The organism is Halioxenophilus aromaticivorans, assembly GCF_042850945.1.
GTDB classification, from domain to species: domain Bacteria; phylum Pseudomonadota; class Gammaproteobacteria; order Pseudomonadales; family Cellvibrionaceae; genus Halioxenophilus; species Halioxenophilus aromaticivorans.
On record NZ_AP031496.1, the window covers coordinates 4,901,686 to 4,919,692 of the forward strand.

General features: G+C 51.7%; 17 protein-coding genes. 10 read left to right on the forward strand and 7 right to left on the reverse strand.

Features of this window, described 5'->3' with window-relative positions; all coding sequences use genetic code 11:
* Positions 1-49: 49 nt before the first annotated feature.
* A complete protein-coding gene (locus ACGHM3_RS20920) occupies positions 50-733 on the reverse strand; it encodes an alpha/beta hydrolase (protein ID WP_345426902.1) in 684 nt (227 codons plus the stop codon).
* Between the two features lie 86 nt (positions 734-819).
* Here ACGHM3_RS20920 and ACGHM3_RS20925 point away from each other — a divergent pair, with 86 nt between their 5' ends.
* The 3 genes from ACGHM3_RS20925 to ACGHM3_RS20935 are packed head-to-tail and all read left to right on the forward strand — an operon-like array spanning position 820 to position 2,231.
* The gene (locus tag ACGHM3_RS20925; RefSeq protein WP_345426900.1) at positions 820-1,191 is read left to right on the forward strand and encodes a MerR family transcriptional regulator; all 372 of its coding nucleotides are present in this window, start codon (positions 820-822) and stop codon (positions 1,189-1,191) included.
* A 60-nt stretch (positions 1,192-1,251) separates the two neighbouring features.
* Positions 1,252-1,890 (forward strand): hypothetical protein, encoded by a 639-nt coding sequence (locus ACGHM3_RS20930; RefSeq protein WP_390517553.1) that lies wholly within the window; start codon positions 1,252-1,254, stop codon positions 1,888-1,890.
* The gene (locus ACGHM3_RS20935) at positions 1,869-2,231 is read left to right on the forward strand and encodes a hypothetical protein (protein WP_345426896.1); all 363 of its coding nucleotides are present in this window, start codon (positions 1,869-1,871) and stop codon (positions 2,229-2,231) included. The genes ACGHM3_RS20930 and ACGHM3_RS20935 overlap by 22 nt, the downstream gene beginning before the upstream one ends.
* A 5-nt stretch (positions 2,232-2,236) precedes the next feature.
* On the opposite strand, the gene ACGHM3_RS20940 is transcribed toward ACGHM3_RS20935, so the two are convergent.
* Together ACGHM3_RS20940 and ACGHM3_RS20945 are read right to left on the reverse strand one after the other, a co-directional pair.
* A complete protein-coding gene (locus ACGHM3_RS20940) occupies positions 2,237-3,061 on the reverse strand; it encodes a hypothetical protein (protein WP_345426894.1) in 825 nt (274 codons plus the stop codon).
* 183 nt (positions 3,062-3,244) lie between these two features.
* Positions 3,245-3,616, reverse strand: a complete 372-nt coding sequence (locus ACGHM3_RS20945; protein ID WP_390517555.1) for a hypothetical protein — start codon at positions 3,614-3,616, stop codon at positions 3,245-3,247.
* Between the two features lie 371 nt (positions 3,617-3,987).
* On the opposite strand from ACGHM3_RS20945, the gene ACGHM3_RS20950 reads away from it, so the two are divergent.
* From ACGHM3_RS20950 to ACGHM3_RS20960, 3 genes are all read left to right on the forward strand, one after another.
* Positions 3,988-4,479, forward strand: a complete 492-nt coding sequence (locus tag ACGHM3_RS20950) for a type VI secretion system tube protein Hcp (RefSeq protein WP_345426892.1) — start codon at positions 3,988-3,990, stop codon at positions 4,477-4,479.
* Between the two features lie 14 nt (positions 4,480-4,493).
* Positions 4,494-5,069 (forward strand): hypothetical protein, encoded by a 576-nt coding sequence (locus tag ACGHM3_RS20955; protein WP_345426890.1) that lies wholly within the window; start codon positions 4,494-4,496, stop codon positions 5,067-5,069.
* Between the two features lie 243 nt (positions 5,070-5,312).
* Complete coding sequence (locus ACGHM3_RS20960; RefSeq protein ID WP_345426888.1) at positions 5,313-5,870, forward strand: hypothetical protein; 558 nt, start codon at positions 5,313-5,315, stop codon at positions 5,868-5,870.
* A gap of 433 nt (positions 5,871-6,303) precedes the next feature.
* Here the strand turns inward: ACGHM3_RS20960 and clpB are convergent, their stop codons facing one another.
* From clpB to rluD, 3 genes are all read right to left on the reverse strand, one after another.
* On the reverse strand, positions 6,304-8,892 hold the full coding sequence (gene clpB, locus ACGHM3_RS20965) for an ATP-dependent chaperone ClpB (RefSeq protein ID WP_345426886.1): 2,589 nt from the start codon (positions 8,890-8,892) through the stop codon (positions 6,304-6,306).
* A gap of 189 nt (positions 8,893-9,081) precedes the next feature.
* On the reverse strand, positions 9,082-9,849 hold the full coding sequence (gene pgeF / locus ACGHM3_RS20970) for a peptidoglycan editing factor PgeF (RefSeq protein WP_345426884.1): 768 nt from the start codon (positions 9,847-9,849) through the stop codon (positions 9,082-9,084).
* Positions 9,849-10,814, reverse strand: a complete 966-nt coding sequence (gene rluD, locus ACGHM3_RS20975) for a 23S rRNA pseudouridine(1911/1915/1917) synthase RluD (RefSeq protein ID WP_345426882.1) — start codon at positions 10,812-10,814, stop codon at positions 9,849-9,851. The genes pgeF and rluD overlap by 1 nt, the downstream gene beginning before the upstream one ends.
* A 266-nt stretch (positions 10,815-11,080) precedes the next feature.
* Here rluD and ACGHM3_RS20980 point away from each other — a divergent pair, with 266 nt between their 5' ends.
* On the forward strand, positions 11,081-12,073 hold the full coding sequence (locus tag ACGHM3_RS20980) for an outer membrane protein assembly factor BamD (RefSeq protein WP_345426880.1): 993 nt from the start codon (positions 11,081-11,083) through the stop codon (positions 12,071-12,073).
* A gap of 204 nt (positions 12,074-12,277) precedes the next feature.
* Here the strand turns inward: ACGHM3_RS20980 and ACGHM3_RS20985 are convergent, their stop codons facing one another.
* Entirely contained in the window at positions 12,278-13,909 is a 1,632-nt protein-coding gene (locus ACGHM3_RS20985) for an NAD+ synthase (RefSeq protein WP_345426878.1), read from the reverse strand.
* A gap of 137 nt (positions 13,910-14,046) precedes the next feature.
* Between ACGHM3_RS20985 and ACGHM3_RS20990 the strand changes: the two genes are divergently transcribed.
* From ACGHM3_RS20990 to ACGHM3_RS21000, 3 genes are all read left to right on the forward strand, one after another.
* The gene (locus tag ACGHM3_RS20990; RefSeq protein ID WP_345426876.1) at positions 14,047-15,672 is read left to right on the forward strand and encodes an ATP-binding protein; all 1,626 of its coding nucleotides are present in this window, start codon (positions 14,047-14,049) and stop codon (positions 15,670-15,672) included.
* 33 nt (positions 15,673-15,705) lie between these two features.
* Positions 15,706-17,097, forward strand: a complete 1,392-nt coding sequence (locus ACGHM3_RS20995; RefSeq protein ID WP_345426874.1) for a sigma-54 dependent transcriptional regulator — start codon at positions 15,706-15,708, stop codon at positions 17,095-17,097.
* A gap of 166 nt (positions 17,098-17,263) precedes the next feature.
* The gene (locus ACGHM3_RS21000; protein ID WP_345426872.1) at positions 17,264-17,830 is read left to right on the forward strand and encodes a GspH/FimT family pseudopilin; all 567 of its coding nucleotides are present in this window, start codon (positions 17,264-17,266) and stop codon (positions 17,828-17,830) included.
* Positions 17,831-18,007: the final 177 nt, after the last annotated feature.

Below are 18,007 nucleotides of genomic sequence, written 5' to 3' on the forward strand. Positions count from 1 at the left end.
CCAAAACGCAGCCTGCTCCGCTTTGGAGCGGGCTGCCCTTTTACTCCATTTACCGCATTTCACTTTCTCTCTTTTCTATCTCCAGCAATAAACCGGTAACCTCTCGATACAATTGAGGAAAAGTTCGGAAGCCGTCTTCTGCCAAAAAATGGCCCGCTTTGGGCACCTCTACCAGCTCTGCATTTAATCCAATCGCCAATCGCTGGCTGTGCGCAAAGGGCACTATGGTATCGGCCGGAGAGGCATACACGCTTCGGTGAGCGATGCGCCGTGCGAGACCGGCTGTATCAATCGGGGGGGCGGTAAATGCATCCAACTGCGGTAGCTTGGCCAGCGGTTGATCAAACCCGGCTACTAACACCAAGCCCGCCAACGCCCAATCATCGGGTAACGATTGCAGAAACCGCAATGTGGCGATACTGCCAAGGCTATGTGCAACAATTACCGTATGAGAGTTAACCTCACCGATACTGTGCTGCAGTTGCTGTTGCCATGCTTGGGCCGAAGGCGCTTGCGGATTCGGCAAAGTTACCACAGTTACCTCAGCCTTAGATTCAAGCTCAGACTGCAACCAGCGGAACCAGTGATCCTCCGGCGTGGCCATATATCCAGGCACGATGTAAACCTGGGGTTTTTCCGGCGCCACTAAAGGTGAGCCTAGCGCAACCGCAGATACAAACGGCAACACCCAAGCCAAGCCTCGTAGGAAACCAACCGCATTGAAAGTACTCATATTTTATCCCCATGTGAAACACCCATTCAGCGCACAGGCTAAACCCTAACAGCGCTGTTAGGGTCAACACCCTAGGCGACGAAATTATGCGAATCAGTGAAATAGCAAACCGCACCGGTATCAGCCAACGCATGTTGCGCTATTACGAAGACGAAGGTCTGTTAACACCGGCCCGTGATAACGGCGGCTATCGAAATTACACCGCCAACCAGCTCAACCAAGCAAAACATATCCGCACGCTAAGCCAAGCCGGAATAAAAATCAGCAGTATCAAAGTACTCCTACCTTGCCTACGCACTGACGGCGAACAGGAACACTTTGTCGGCTGCCCAGAGGTAAAAAAAACGCTGCACGCAGAGCTGGAAAAATTAAATCAAAAACTGGACGAAATAACCCAATGCAGAAATGCTGTGGACGGTTATTTAAATCACTTAACGGATGACCAGGGGGACTCTTAGCAACCTGTTGCAATGTTAGTGGTGGGTATTAATACTCTCGCTGCTAGTGCAGAAGCGTTCTTGAAACGTGACACAAGTAACGATCATTCATATTTAAAAGTGACATACTCAACGCTATTCATAAGGTCATATTTCAAGGGATTGATGACGAGTACTGCCGCGGACATCACAAGAGAGAATAAGAACCTAATCCAAAATACCAGCGGAATTATTGCATCCGTTGGGTTAAACCAAGTGGGAAAGCGAGTTGCAGGCAATATCGTCACGCCCGCCACCTGGGCGCTGAATTACGCCGCAGATGGATCTACACCAGGCAAAGAAGACCTAATGTTATTTTCTGCGGGCTTTGCCGCACTGTCTGCATCGGTGGTGGTAGGCACCCTCAAAGCTGTAGTCGACGACCGAACTAAAAGACAATTACAGGCTGTTAAACAGAAAGAAAACCCCATTCACAGAAAACACATAAAAGCTTGTGTGTATCTCGATTGGTCTCCAAGCCCGATAACAGCCAGCAAAATTGCCAGCGCCGGTGGCACAGCTTGGCTAGCTACTAATGGCCTTTGGTGTTTTATAACCGATGCCAAAGGGCACCACATCTGCGATTACACACCCAATTCATTTCTTAAACTATACCAACCTTCAATGCCGCTATCTGAAGGAGCCAATGGAGGTTTCCTATGGGAAGTTCGCAAAAACTAAACGTGGCCAGGAGCTTTACTCAAATTGTTATGCTAATACAGCTATCAGCTTGCTCTCCCCAGTCGACTAGCTTTAAAACTGTGTGTAGTAATTTTGATGAGTTGTTGGGTTTAAATAACTATAGCCAGATGACGAGTATCGAGCGAAATACTTGGCTGCTAAACAAGTCCCTAGAAACTTTACCCACTAACGATATGGCCCTACAGGCGTGGAACGCAATTGCCAATGCCACAGCATCAGAGCGCTATGAATTGTATAGGGATGCCGCACTTTCTACTGGTCTTAAAAGTTGGAATTGTGAATCAATGGAACTCGCTGCATATGAAGTTGGCGCGAACTAAGCCGCCTAAATCCAAGCAACGGGTATCGTACAAGCGGCGACTTCATGATTGCTTGCCTCTGCTCTAAGGCTCAGAAAGATGCTATCAACTTCGCGCTCCAGTAAGAGGTCGTTGTTTTTAAATAGTACTGTTAGCTGAGCCCCTCTGTCGCGCCACAACTTCATTAGAACCCATCGTTTCGGTGAATTATCGGCCTTGATCAAACAGGAGGTTTCTGCATTTAGACGATAGCATCGGTGACCTACTTGCGAGTCCCGTTGAGCACCAAGCTGACTTACAGTTGCGCTTACTAAGTCAGTGATGGGCTTTATGTTAGGGTCTATGCAAGTGATTCTAATCTCGGCGGATAATTCCTTAGCTTGGTCGCGCTGCAAAAAGTTGTGACCACTGGGCAAAGCACTCAGCTGCCATCCTGGCGGCAGTTGCAAGGAAAATCGACCCCGACCAACCTCAACTCTATCGCCGACTAGATACAGTGATTCAGCCGGTGGGGGCGAATCGGAATAATAGCCCGCCCATTGGGACAGGTAATTCTTAATAGAGGTATCGAAGATCATGCACCCTGCACTTGCAAGAATAGAAAACGTGATCAGAAACCCTTCCAAAAGAAAGGCATCGCTGTGCCTCAACAATGGAATCGACAAGGAGCTCACAAGCACAACAATAAAAGCATGGATCATGAAGCGCCCCAATGGCGTCATACTTAGCAGATCTAGCACGTAACCAACGTTAGGCAAAACACAAAAAACGTACACCCCTAGAAGAGCCATTAGTATTCTTCGACTGCCTTTTTTACCGCCATCTGCAGTGGAATCGTAATCCTCAAACATAAACAAAGCTCAATCTAGGGGCACTGCTCTTCTAATTTTAGTCAAATTGCCAATATTGGCCTGTAAGCAGATAACATAAAAACACATTAAGTTGCTTGCCCTTTCCGCAACACTCGAAGCACTCGAATAAAAATAAAAACTCCAGGCATGAACCTGGGGTTTTTGTAATACAAGAGCGGATTGTTAACTGCGCTCAAACACCACTTTTTGTTGCCTATCCAACCCTGCGTGTATGGTGTCGCCGGCTTGGAATTGGCCAGCCAATACGGCTTCGGCCAGTGGGTTTTCCAGCATTTGTTGTATGGCCCGTTTTAATGGGCGGGCGCCGTAGACTGGGTCGAAACCGGCTTCACCCAGTTTATCCAACAAGGGCTCAGTTAATTCCATTTTTAACTCGCGCTCCGCTAAGCGATCTCGCAGGCGTTGCAACTGTATGCTGGCAATGCCACGGATTTGATCTTTGCTCAGTGGGTCGAATACCACCACCTCATCAATACGGTTGATAAATTCCGGGCGGAAGTGGGCGTTCACATCTTCCATTACCGCTTCGCGCATAATTTCTGGGTCTGGATCGGTTACCGAACGGGCCGAAACGTTCCTACAATTCGAAGCTATCGCAATCTAGCTTAAACTGGCGAAAAAAATGACTTGTTAGAAATATGTACTACTGCGAAACACAGCATGTACAAAATAAACTTAACACTTCCAACAGATGATTCTGAAAGAACTGATCAACAGAACGTAATTAGCTCAATTCACTAAGAAATATCCTTAATATTACGTCGAGTACTTCTAAATTACACTACAGCGTTTTTGGCAGAGACTACTGTTACCAGCGTTACTCCCGACAAGACCTAGTTCACATCTATAGCGCTTCCATACGTGATAGCATTAATCAGCACTAAATTATCGTAGGGAGACGAAAAATGAGTAGCATCTTCATGTTTCATAGTGGCGTAGAGGGAGAAACTGCCGATTCAGGACACCCTGGTTGGATGGATATCAATTATCTGAAGTGGGGCACAAAACGTCAAATCACGTCACACTCTTCAACCAAGGGTGATCGAGAAAGTTCGAATACCATTATCACCGATTTGATCTTGTTCAAGCGCATGGACAAGGCGACTCCAAAATTGTTCCTACTTGCATGCTGTGGCACGGGAGCTGAAATAAAAATCCACTTTACAAAAACGGGTGCTGGCGATAGCTCTCATATTTTTATGGAGTACGTTCTTAAGAATGCGATGATCAAAGATTACTCCGTAACCTCGAAATCTCAAAGTACTATTCGGCCCCTTGAGAAGATCACCATCAGTTTTACAGCAATGGAGAAAAAGTACACGCCTTACGACGAGAATGGAGTCCAGGCCGCCCCCATGACTGTAGGGTTTGATACCGCGAACAATACAAAAACATAGACAGGAGGTTTACCATGGACAGAAGGATCCCCGAACTCGCCGACTTAGCTTACCACCCGAACAAATTACCCAAAGACATTGCAGGGCAAGTAGAACTGCTTTCGGAAATTATGGGTTTCGACATAGACCTCGCGACTAAAAGAGACGCTTACGTTTTGAACGCCCTGATAGGTGTTATTCTCTACAGGCATCTTGATAGGGTCCAGCAAATGGGCGTTATGGAAATGCTAATTGAGCCTACAGCTCTTGAACACTTTACTAGAGGGGATATTTCTCAGTTAGTTGGTTTCGTTACTGATGTTATTATTCAACCTCGCTGGTGGTTATGGTCGCTTTCAACCTCTGAACTAGAGATTCTGTTTAAAGAACGTGAAGACCTTCAAAAACTAATGTCTCAATATGGAATTGGATTCACTATTACCGGCGGATTATCAGCCTATCGAGCTGGGATGAGCATAAAAAATGGCATACCTGGTTTTGTCTTAGGCTGCACGTTGATGTACATACAGAATCAAAATACTCAGGCGGCCAAAAATGAGTTAGACTTGCGTACATCTAACCCCAAGTCATCTCCCTTCTTTAACCGATGAACTCTTTAAAAGACTGGCTACAGTTTATTAGAAGCTCATACACCAGATGCTTTACAATAATTCTATCCATCCTTTCAACCTGGTATATAGCGCACTTCAACGAAGATGCTAACGCAATATTCATTACCGCCATGTGCATTTTAGGAGTTATTTCCATAAAATTCGTACACGATAAGGAAGTCACAATTTCTAAGTTACAGAAACGACTGGCGGATAATAATATTGAGTACAGAGACATTTTAGATGATAAAGAAAACTAGGTCGCTTACGCAGGCCGTTGTCGTAACAGCCTGTATGACCTCCATGTCAGGCCTCGCTGCAGAGGCTTACGATTTAACTTGCCATCATCAACCCTGCGACCAATATGCAGAAAGAGTAGAACTCTTTCCGCTGGCCGAAGACAAGATTGTTTATCACTACTTGATAGATCTAGCTCTAATGCTACCCCTGCCATCAGGGAGCCTAACTGCTGTCGGCTCTCCTGTTACGTCTTCAAAAAATTCTTTCTCTATGACTTATTATTATCAGGCAGACTATTCTATTAGCTTACATTTTCAGGATCTTGATTTACAATCGAACTTCGAACTCTCAGATGACGGCAAAGAGATCTTTTCTTTCGAGAGAAATGGTATTCGCGGCTATTTTTATGATTCTTCTAGTCGTGAAGACGAAACACCGGAATTTACAGCGGTAATCCTGGTGAAGTATGGTTATTCGGAACGTTTTATCATATACACAACCAGAGGTTTATCTGAACTTAATTTCAGAGGCCTTTTAGGCTCTCTGAAGGAGATCGAGTAGACATCGCGCATGCATTTCTGGATAAAATACAGCTACAACCAGGCCTATTCATCAGCTTAGATAATGAATAGCTATTGCGTGAACACAGCAATTCAACTTGCGGAAAGGTCTTTAGGCAGGCCGCAGTTCCAGCTATAAGTCTAACCCCTTAAAGCTGTCCCTTCTTTCTCAGCCCAAAAGCCGCAGTCCAGCAGAGTTTTAGATTACAGGTCAATCCAATTAATTCGCGATCACGGGCGGGCTCAGGGAACGTTCAACCATAAAGCGACACATGAATCAATCGCTCACAACTTCTTTAAAACAGTGACTATCCAATTACCCGGCAAGCAGAAAATGATGGTGAATACTATGTGGAACTGGGGCTACGGTGGAAAAACTCGGCTTCCAGAACGAAACCTGGAGACCGAGTTAATTGTTTTACAGCTTCAAATGATCAACTTCGATCAAACACCACCTTCTGCTGGCGATCCAATCCCGCGTGTATGGTGTCGCCGGCTTGGAATTTACCAGCCAGTACGGCTTCGGCCAGTGGGTTTTCCAGCATTTGTTGTATGGCCCGTTTTAATGGGCGGGCGCCGTAGACTGGGTCGAAACCGGCTTCGCCCAGTTTATCCAACAAGGGCTCAGTTAATTCCAGTTTTAGCTCACGGTCCAATAAACGTTCACGCAGGCGTTGCAACTGTATGCTGGCTATGCCACGGATTTGATCTTTGCTCAGTGGGTCGAATACCACCACTTCATCAATACGGTTGATAAATTCCGGGCGGAAGTGGGCGTTCACATCTTCCATTACGGCTTCGCGCATAATTTCTGGGTCTGGATCGGTTACCGACCGCGCCAGCTCCTGGATATGTGCAGAGCCTAGGTTGGATGTCATAATCACCACAGTGTTGCGGAAATCCACGGTACGGCCCTGGCCATCGGTAAGGCGGCCATCTTCCAACACTTGCAGCAAAATATTGAATACATCCGGGTGCGCTTTTTCAACTTCATCTAGCAATAATACCGAATAAGGTTTGCGGCGCACAGCCTCGGTTAAGTAACCGCCCTCTTCGTAACCCACGTAGCCAGGAGGCGCACCGATTAAACGGGCCACCGAATGCTTCTCCATAAATTCCGACATATCGATGCGCACCATGGCGTCTTCGGTGTCGAATAAAAATTGCGCCAGGGCCTTACACAATTCGGTTTTACCCACACCGGTTGGGCCAAGGAATAAAAACGAACCGTTAGGGCGGTTAGGATCGGCCAACCCAGCACGGCTGCGGCGCACGGCGTTGGATACCGCCACCACAGCGGCACGCTGGCCAATCACTCGGCTTTGCAGGTTATCTTCCATGCGCAATAATTTATCGCGCTCGCCTTCCAACATTTTAGCCACGGGAATGCCGGTCCACTTGGAAACCACCTCAGCGATTTCTTCGTCGGTGACTTTGTTGCGCAGCAAGGTCATCTCTTGCATTTCGACTTGAGATGCCATGTCGAGCTGTTTGGCTAACTCGGGAATAATACCGTACTGTAGTTCCGACATGCGGCCGAGGTCGCCGGCGCGGTGGGCGGCCTCTAAATCCAAGCGGGCTTGCTCCAGGGTTGACTTGATTTCCTGAGAGCCATGTAGAGCGGCTTTTTCCGCCCGCCACACTTCTTCTAAATCCGCGTACTCGCGTTCTACCTGGTCAATGTCGCTGTCAATTTTAGACAAGCGTTTTTTAGACGCATCGTCTTCGTCTTTGCGCACGGCTTCACGCTCAATTTTTAATTGCACTAAGCGCCGCTCTAACCGATCCATCGATTCTGGCTTGGAATCGATTTCCATGCGAATACGGCTGGCGGCTTCATCGATTAAATCGATGGCTTTATCGGGCAGCTGGCGATCGGTGATGTATCGCTGGGACAGTTTCACCGCCGCTACAATGGCCGGGTCGGTAATGTCCACTCCGTGGTGCACTTCGTAGCGTTCTTTTAAGCCGCGTAAAATCGCAACGGTGTCTTCCTCTGAAGGCTCGTCCACCATCACTTTTTGGAAGCGGCGCTCTAGGGCTGCGTCTTTTTCGATGTATTTGCGGTATTCATCCAACGTTGTGGCACCCACGCAATGGAGTTCGCCTCGAGCTAACGCGGGCTTCAGCATATTACCGGCATCCATGGCGCCGTCGGCTTTACCGGCCCCCACCATGGTGTGAATTTCATCGATAAATAAAATCACCCGGCCTTCTTCCCGGGCCAATTCTTTAAGCACGGCTTTTAACCGTTCTTCGAATTCACCGCGAAACTTGGCGCCGGCCAACAGCGCACCCAAATCCAGTGACAAAAGGCGTTTGTTTTTTAAACCCTCGGGCACTTCGCCGTTGATAATACGCTGCGCCAAACCTTCCACAATGGCGGTTTTACCCACACCGGGTTCACCCATTAACACTGGATTATTTTTGGTGCGGCGCTGTAATACCTGCACGGTGCGACGAATTTCGTCGTCGCGGCCAATCACTGGGTCTAATTTACCGGCCTCGGCACGGGCGGTTAAATCGATGGTGTATTTTTCCAACGCTTGGCGATTACCCTCGGCGTCTGGGTCGTCCACTGTCTCGCCGCCACGGACTTTTTTCACCGCATCTTGCAAGCGTTTAGCGTCACCAGCACTCTTTAACAGCTTGGCCAGGGCGCTATTGCCCTCTTCAATGGTGGCCAATAGTAAGGCTTCACTGGAGATGAATTTATCGCCGACTTTTTGCGATTGCTTGTCAGCTAAATTAAGCAGGCGCACCAGCTCCTGGGACAGCTGAACGTCGCCGGAAGGGTTTTGCACCCGCGCCAGGCCCTCTAGGTTTTTGGCCAAGCCGTTGCGCAAACCGGAAACATCATAGCCGGCTTGGGCTAAAAGCGGGCGCACCGCGCCGCCCTGCTGATCCAGCATGGCCAGCATTACATGGGCGGGTTCAATTTGATTGTGGTCACGGCCGATGGCGAGTGACTGGGCATCCGCCAGGGCGTTTTGTAATTGGTTGGTTAAACGATCTATTCGCATCTCTGACCTCTCTTCCCGCAGCCGGTGGCTACCGGGTTCAATTTCTACTGGCTACTAAGGTTGGGCTAGTGCCCCCAAAAAACAAGCCAAAGGCAGAACGAATACTTGACCTAAAACAAAATCGAAGTGAGCTATCGCGTCACAAAAACGGGCTTATCAGCGCGAGTTTTTACGTTGTTGGCTGTGGCTTTACGCTTGCAGCCAAATTAAGCTGGCCTGACGACCGGTCACCTTTTGCCGCCGATAGGAGAAGAAGCGGGCGTCACCGTAGGTGCAGTGCTCACCCCCATAAACGCTGGTAATGCCTAGGCCGGCTAACTGCACCCGCGCCACGGCGTATAAATCCAGGTAGAAATGCAGGGCTCTGGCTCCGGGCGTTACCGCCTTGGCGACAGCCTGCACCTCTGCATTAGTGGTGGCCAGGGCGAAAACCGCTTCTACTACTTCTATACCCACTTCAAAATGGGCTTGGCTAATGGCAGGGCCTAAAAAAGCGGTTATTTGCGTCGCAGGCACAGCCATGGAGGCCACAGTGTTGGCGATGACACCATCCACCAAGCCTCGCCAACCGGCGTGGGCCGCTGCCACCACGGTACCGCCTTGGTCGCACAGCAGCACCGGCAAGCAGTCCGCAGTCATAACGGCACAGGCCAGGTTAGTATCCCTGGTTACTGCGGCATCGGCTGTACGCACTGCACCATCGGCCGCAGCCGTGGCCACCTTGGTGCCATGCACCTGCTCCAACCACTGCACCTTAACCGTGCCCAGCCGAGTTTGTAAGCGCTCACGATTAGCCGCTACCGTTTGTGCATCATCGCCCACATGCAGTGCTAAATTCAGTCCAACATAGGGGGCAGCGCTGCCGCCGCCACTGCGATCCGTTAACAAGACACCCACATTAGCGGGCACGGGCCAATCTGGCTGCCAAAAGCCGTCACCAACTCTTTCACTGGGCATCAAAAAGGCTCCTCGGGGCTTGGCTCCTGCCTTAGCACCTGCAACAACCCGTCAAAATCCGCCGGTATGGGTGCCTGCCATTGCATGTCTTCGCCGCGAGCGGGGTGCACCAACCCTAACTGCTGCGCGTGAAGGGCTTGGCGTGGGAAAGCCCGTAGGTGTTCGATCAGCGTGTCGCTGCATTGGGGAGGGATTTTAAAGCGACCGGCGTAGGTGGTATCGCCCACCAGTGGGTAGCGGATGTGCGCCATGTGTACGCGAATTTGATGGGTGCGGCCGGTGGCTAACTTCACCCGCACATGGGTATGCTGGCCAAATCGCTCCACCACTCGATAGTGCGTTAACGCCGGCTTACCGGTGTGGACCACGGCCATTTTGGTCCGTTGGGTGGGATGACGGCCAATGGGCTCGTCCACACTGCCACCGCCGGTGGGCGTTCCAATCACAACCGCCTCGTATTCTCGGCTTACGCTGCGCGACTGCAACTGGGCTACTAGGTCATTCACCGCCGGCAGGGTTTTGGCCACCACCATTAGGCCCGTGGTGTCTTTATCCAAGCGGTGCACAATGCCTGCCCGGGGTAGGTTAGCCAGGCTTTTGTCGTGGGCTAGCAAAGCATTCAGTAAGGTGCCGGTGTAGTTGCCAGCCGCCGGGTGTACCACCAAGCCGGATGGCTTATTAACCACCAGTATATGTTCATCTTCATAAACGATATCCAGGGGCATGGCCTCGGCCTGCCAATCGCCCTGGGGGGTAACTTCGGCCAATAAGGCCAGCCGTTCGCCACCAATCAGTTTGTCTTTGGTTTTTACGGATTGCTGGTTTACGGTGAGCTGGCCGCCTTTGATCCACTGTTGAAGCTGAGAGCGCGAGTAATCGGGAAACAATTGCGCGGCTATCTGGTCTACACGCTGGCCTCGCAGCTGCGTAGGCACTATGGCGTCGGCGGTTATTTGATTAGACATGAGTATACGGCTGGCATTAGGTGAACAGTCGGCAACGGCGCCAATTGAGCCGCGGCCACAGCAGCCGCTATTCAATTACAGGATGGGCCGCACATCAAGCCGTTTGGCCCAGTTGCCCGCTGTGATTCACCCGCGAGCTGTGATTAAATAGGCGGCCGCCAAAATGGGCGGTTTTTTAGCCTTCGGCGATAAGCACCGGCGAGTGGTCGCGAACCTCAACTAGTAGTAAGTAGTAGGCGCGGCGCACGCCCCAATACGATAGAGCAATGATTCAGAACACAGTAAAACTAACCCCGGCCGGCCTAGCCCGCGCCCTGCCCAAGTACCTAACGGTTATTGCGGTGTGTATTAGCCTCAGTGGCTGCGCCTTGTTTGGCGACAAAGACAAAGAAGAAGGCTCCGGTAAAGGCCCCGGTGGCATGGGCGCAGACGCCAATGAAAAAATGCTGTACGACGGCGCCCAACGCCAGCTGCGCGGCAGCCAATGGGACGCCGCAGTACAAACCCTGCAGGCATTGGAAGAGCATTTCCCCTTCGGGAACTACGCCGAGCAAGCGCAGCTGGAGCTAATCTACGCCTACTACAAGAATTACGAAACCGAGGCTGCCATCGCCGCTGCGGACCGGTTTATTCGCTTGCACCCCCAGCATCGCCAAGTGGATTACGCCTATTATATGCGCGGCCTGGCGACCTTTACTGAGGGCCGCGGCGCTCTAGAAGCCTTTTTGCCCACAGATATGACCCAGCGCGACCCAGGTATGGCGCGGGAGTCTTTCTCGCACTTTGCCCAACTGCTGGCTCGCTACCCCAACAGCATCTACGCTCCAGACGCCCGCAAGCGCATGATCTACCTGCGCAATGTATTGGCGCGCTACGAAATCCACGTCGCCAACTATTACTTTAAGCGCGGCGCTTACGTGGCCGCCGCCGCCCGTGGCCGTTACGTGGTGGAAAACTTCCAAAAAACCCCCGCCGTGCCGGATGGCCTGGCGGTAATGGTGCAAGCCTACAAGCTACTGGGCAAAGAAGAACTGGCCGAAGATAGCCTGCAAGTACTGCGCGAAAACTTCCCCAACCACCCCGCCCTGCGCCAGGACGGCAGCTTCCGCTATGCCGATGGCTCTCAGAAGGGACAGCGCTCTTGGGTTTCTAAACTGACCTTTGGTTTGTTTGATAAGCCGGTGTCGCCAAGCTTTGATTCCCGCGAGTTGTACAACTCGGTATATAAAGAGGATGGCGCGGCGCCGCAGCCAAATTGATTTTGGGGGGCCGCGCATTAGCGCGGCCTTGTTTCTCAATCAAGGCTGACAAAGAGCAACACTTGCTACCTTTTCTTTTTCCCTAGCCCACTCTACCAAGGGCTGGCCGGCTCAAGCTGTCTTATTTTTGTTTCGCGCAAAAACCGGTCAAACGTCTGCAACCGCGGGCGTCGCAACAAAAACACCAGTAGCACAACTGCCAATTTAATCCCCAATCTTCCAACCATTGGTAATGGGATAGCGCCGGTCGCGGCCAAAACCACGCTCGGTAATGCGCACCCCCACCGGGGCTTGGCGACGTTTATATTCGTTGACGTCTACCAAACGCAATACCCGGCGCACTACGGCGGAATCGAAACCGGCGGCTTCGATTTCTGTGGCGCTTTGGTCGCGCTCTATATAGCGCTCCAATATCTCATCCAACACCGGGTACGGCGGTAGGCTGTCTTCGTCTTTTTGATCCGGAGCCAGCTCGGCCGAAGGTGGCCGCTCGATAACGCTAACCGGGATCACTTCGCCCAGGGTGTTGCGGTAACGCGACAGCTCAAACACGGTGACTTTGGGCACATCTTTAAGCACGTCAAAGCCGCCGGCCATATCACCGTAGAGGGTGGAATAGCCCACGGCCATTTCGCTCTTATTGCCGGTGGTGAGCACCAGGTAGCCTTTCTTGTTGGAGATGGCCATCAACAGCACACCCCGGCAACGGGCTTGTAGGTTTTCTTCGGTGGTATCGCGCTGGGTGCCGGCGAATTCTTCGGCGAGGCCTGCCATAAACGCGTCGTACATCGGCTCAATGCTGATGGATTGGTAGCGCACGCCCAGGCGCTCGGCTTCGTCAGCGGCGTCATTTTTGGACAAATCACTGGTGTAGCGAAACGGCATCATCACCGCTTCCACGCGGTCTTTGCCCAGGGCATCCACCGCCACGGCCAACGTGAGGGCGGAATCGATACCGCCAGAAAGCCCCAGCACCACACCTTTAAAGCCATTTTTGTTCACGTAATCGCGCACACCGATGACCAGGGCTTGGTAGATGGCGGCAAGCTCCGAAGGCAGTTCGGTTTTGGATTGCGTGGGCACGGTTACACTGCCGCTGTCAGCGACATCAATGGTTACCGCATACAAGCCTTCTTCAAAGAAGGGGGCTTGGTATTGAATCTGGCCTTGGTTATCCACCACAAAGGAGCCGCCATCAAACACCAGCTCATCCTGGCCGCCCACCAAATTGGTGTAGACGATGGCCAGGTCGCCCTCTTGGGCGCGGTTGGCCAGCAGGCGGTGGCGCTCGGCCCGTTTGCTGCGCGAAAACGGCGAGGCGTTAAGGTTGAGCATCAGCTTGGCACCGTGGGCTTTAGCCTGGGCGGTGGGCTCTGCCAACCACACATCCTCGCAGATGGTGATGGCGGTGGTTACGCCGTGGATATCCACCACACAGGGCTGACTGCCGGCTTGGAAGTAGCGTTTTTCATCAAACACTTGATAGTTGGGCAAACACTGCTTCGTATATTCCGCCACCAACTGGCCGTTTTGGATCACGCCGGCCATGTTCAGCACGGCACCACCCACGCAACGCGGGTAGCCCATCACCAGGGTGGTGTTGATTTGCGCGTCCATCAGGGTTTGCAGGGCCTGCTCTATGCGCGCCTCTAGGCTTGGCCGCAGCAGCAGATCCTCCGGTGGGTAGCCGGTGAGGGTGAGCTCGGGATAGAGCACCACATCGGCCTGATGCTCTGCCAGGGCCTGTTCGGCACTGGTAATGACTTGTTGGGTGTTGCCGGGGATATCACCCACCAGCAAATTAATCTGGGCCATAACGACAGTAATGCTTGCCACTGCTGACCTCTCCTCTTTTGCGTCTGTCGATTTTGCGGTGTATTGTCCGGCAAAGGTGGCCAATAGGCAAAATTAAACACCACATTGGCCGCTTTTTAGCCTAACTTTCCATCGCGTTAACAAGAACCCAGCCCATTATGACCAACTCCGGCGTCGCACCACGGTACTCCAATAACGATAATTACCGCCTGCTGCGCATCTATACCTACTATCGCACCGCCCTGGGCGGCCTGCTTATGCTGTTGTTTACCGCTGATGTGCTGAGCAAAGTACTGGGCAGCTATGCGCCAAACTGGTTTTTTGCCACCGCAGCTGGGTACACCTTGCTTAACACCACCACCCTGGTGGGGCTGTGGCGCAACCGCAGCGAGCCCAGCTCCGAACAACTGCTGCTGTATTTAATGATCGACATCGCCGCGCTCACCCTGCTGTCAGGCACCAGCGGTGGCATTGCCAGTGGCTTGTCTTATCTGCTGGTGATTACTGTGGCCGCCAGCGCCATCTTTTTAACCCGGCAAATGTCGATTTTCATCGCCGCCCTGGCCTCCATGGCCACCCTCACCGAATCACTGATTACCAATTGGTTATTTGGCATCGACAGCAGCCGATTTTTCACCGCCGGCGCGCTGGGCATTTTGATGTTCGCCACGGCGTTGTTGTTCCAGTACCTAACACAGCGCATCCGTGAAAGCTCCGCCGAGGCCCAGCAAAAAGCCAAGGAAGCGGCCAAGGCCAAAGATATATCGCAAAAAATTATTGAGCGGATGCGCACTGGGGTTTTAGTCACTGACAGCGACGCCCAGGTACAGCTTATTAATAACGCCGCCGCCAAACTATTGGGTTTACATCAGCCCTCACCCAACACCGGCCTAAACCTAGCCAGCCTGCCGGTCATCGAATCGGCTTTTAGTCAATGGCAGGTTAACCCCTCGGCCAAAAAAGCCCCCATCAAAATTCCGCAAACCAACGGTGAAGTCAGGGTGAGCTTTGCCACCCTGGGCGACAATGACAGCCCAGAAACACTGGTGTTTGTGGAGGACCACCGACTGCTGGCCCAGGAAGCGCAAAAATTAAAATTGGGCTCGCTGGGCAAGCTCACCGCCAGTATCGCCCACGAGGTGCGCAACCCGTTGGGCGCTATCTCCCACGCCGCGCAACTGCTCACCGAATCGCCGGAGTTAAGCGCAGACTCCACCAAACTGCTCAATATCATCCTCAACCATTCCCAGCGAGTGAACCAAATCATAGAGAATACGCTGCAGTTATCCCGGCGCAGCGAGAGCCAAGCCCAGGTCATCGACCTGGCACGGTGGCTGGATAAATTTATAGAAGACTACACCCTGGCGTTTTCCGACCCCTACGCCGTGCATATTCATCTGGAAATTGCCCCCCAGACCCAAGCGGAAATTCTCGCCAAAATTGATGTCCATCATCTACAACAAATACTGACCAACCTACTCGATAACGGTTTGCGTTATAGTCACGCTGCCATCGGCGAATACCGCCTATTGCTGCGGTTGGGGTTTAGAGAGCACACTGAGCTGGCACGATTACAAGTGATCGATTACGGCCCGGGGCTGGCTGAGGATATGGAAGAGGCCGTGTTTGAGCCCTTTTTTACCACCGAGAATTCCGGCACGGGGCTGGGCTTGTATATTTGCCGTGAGTTGTGCCAATCCAACCAAGCGTCACTGTCGTTTATCCGTTGGCAAGGCCACAGTTGTTTTCAAATTAATTTTGCCCACGCGCAACAAGTGTTTTAATAACGTTTATTCGCACATTAACCAAATAAGACCATGACCAACCAGGCACTCATCATCGACGACGAGCCAGATATCCTAGAACTCTTGGATATCACCCTCACCCGAATGGGCATCAGCGCAGACCGGGCAGAAAACCTCAGCGTGGCCCGCAAGTTACTGGCTACCAATCGCTATCAATTGTGCCTCACCGATATGCGCCTACCCGATGGCAACGGTATTGAGTTGGTCAAAGAGATTCAGCACCAGCATCCGCAAACGCCGGTGGTGGTGTTTACGGCCCACGGCAATATGGATACCGCCATAGAGGCCATGAAGGCCGGTGCCTACGATTTTATTACCAAACCGGTAGACCTAGAACAACTGCGCCAACTGGTGACCTCAGCTGTGGCGGTTACCACCACCCCCACAGCCGTCAACGTCCAAGAATCGTTAATCAAAGGCCAATCCCCGGCCATCGTTAACTTACGCGAAAAAATCATCAAGCTGGCGCGCTCCCAAGCACCGGTGTTTATTAGCGGCGAGTCCGGCAGCGGCAAGGAGCTGGTGGCGCGCTCCATTCACCTGCAAGGCCCCAGGGCCCAGGCGCCTTTCGTGGCCGTCAACTGCGGGGCTATTCCTGCCGAGTTGGTGGAGAGCGAGTTTTTCGGCCATCGCAAGGGCAGCTTTACCGGTGCCCAAAAGGACAAGCCCGGCCTGTTCCAAGCCGCCCATGGAGGCACGTTGTTTTTGGATGAAGTGGCCGACCTGCCCCTGGACATGCAGGTGAAGCTTTTGCGAGCCATTCAAGAAAAGGCCATTAGGGCCATTGGCGATGCCGAAGAAACCAAAATCGATGTGCGCATTCTCAGCGCCAGTCACAAAGACTTAACCGAAGCCATTGCCAACGGCGAATTCCGCGCTGACCTGTACTACCGGATTAATGTGATCGACGCCCCGGTGCCTCCCCTACGCCAACGCGGCGAAGACATTGTGTTGCTGGCCGAGTATTTCTTAGAACAATTCGCCCAGGATTACAACGACGAAAAAGCCCCACTGACCGAGAACGCTAAAAGCGCGTTGCTTAATTACGATTTCCCCGGCAACGTGCGTGAGCTGCATAATATATTAGAGCGCGCGTATACGCTGTGCGATGGGCACGTTATCGATGCCTTAGATTTACAACTGAATGTTTTACCTAACTCTGCACATTTGGGCGCAGCGCCTGGGCCCGGAGCGCAACCGGAGCCGCGCAGCAACACCGCCACCGGTTACGACGAGTCCATCCCCTTGGATGATTACCTGAGCGATATCGAGCGCGACATATTACTCAACACCCTGGATAAATACCGTTGGAACCGCACGCTGGCGGCCAAGGCCTTGGGCATTACCTTTCGCTCGCTGCGCTATCGTTTAAAAAAACTGGGCCTGGATAACGACGAACAATAAATGTATTAATACTCGTGTTAGATATTGTCTAATTCTACGCATTAAAATAGATATTTAATGAATTAATACTCTGATTTATTTTATTAACCAGGCCACATTTTAAAAACGCCAGCCTAGATTAACCGCCCACCTTCGGCATGCTATTCCCACCTAACGGAGAATAACCATGCCACGGATAAACGGATTTACCCTGGTGCAGTTGCTGATAACCCTGGCTATTGCCAGTGTTTTATCCGGCATAGCACTGCCCAACTTTTCACAACTCTACGCTCAACACCAAGCTACCACTGCGGCCAACGAACTGCTCAGCCAATTGAGGTTCGCCCGCACCCACGCCCTGAGCCAAGGGCGCTATGTCAGCGTTTGTGCCATCGGCGAGCAAGATAAGTGCGGTACCAACTGGGCCCGTGGTTTATACGCGTTCTACGATGACGACAGCGATGGCGAAATCGCCACCGCCGACGACATCATCCGAATATTCCCCCGCAACCAACCCAACGCTGCGCTTAGCCTAAAGAGCTTTCCGGCCAACGCCAACTTTATTAACTACACCCCACTGGGCACCAGCATGCGGAAATACAGTTCAGGTAATTTGGTGTATTGCCCCCGTGCTGGCCAACACACTTTGGGACGGGTGGTGATTTATTCTGCTTCTGGCAGGGCTTATCTGGGTAGGGATAAGAACCATAACGGTATTCCAGAGAACGGCAGCGATAAAGACATAGTGTGTTAGCTGCGAAACCAGCTCAACAATCGTCTTAGTAATAATAGCGACGTCAACGCGTGCGACCGAAGGACGAATTCTCACCTTATACGATCTCAAGATTTCTGACTAAGTAACACCCCAACTATCGTGATGCAGCTGCAATAAAAGTTTAACAATGACACCCAACGCGTCTACTATTAACCC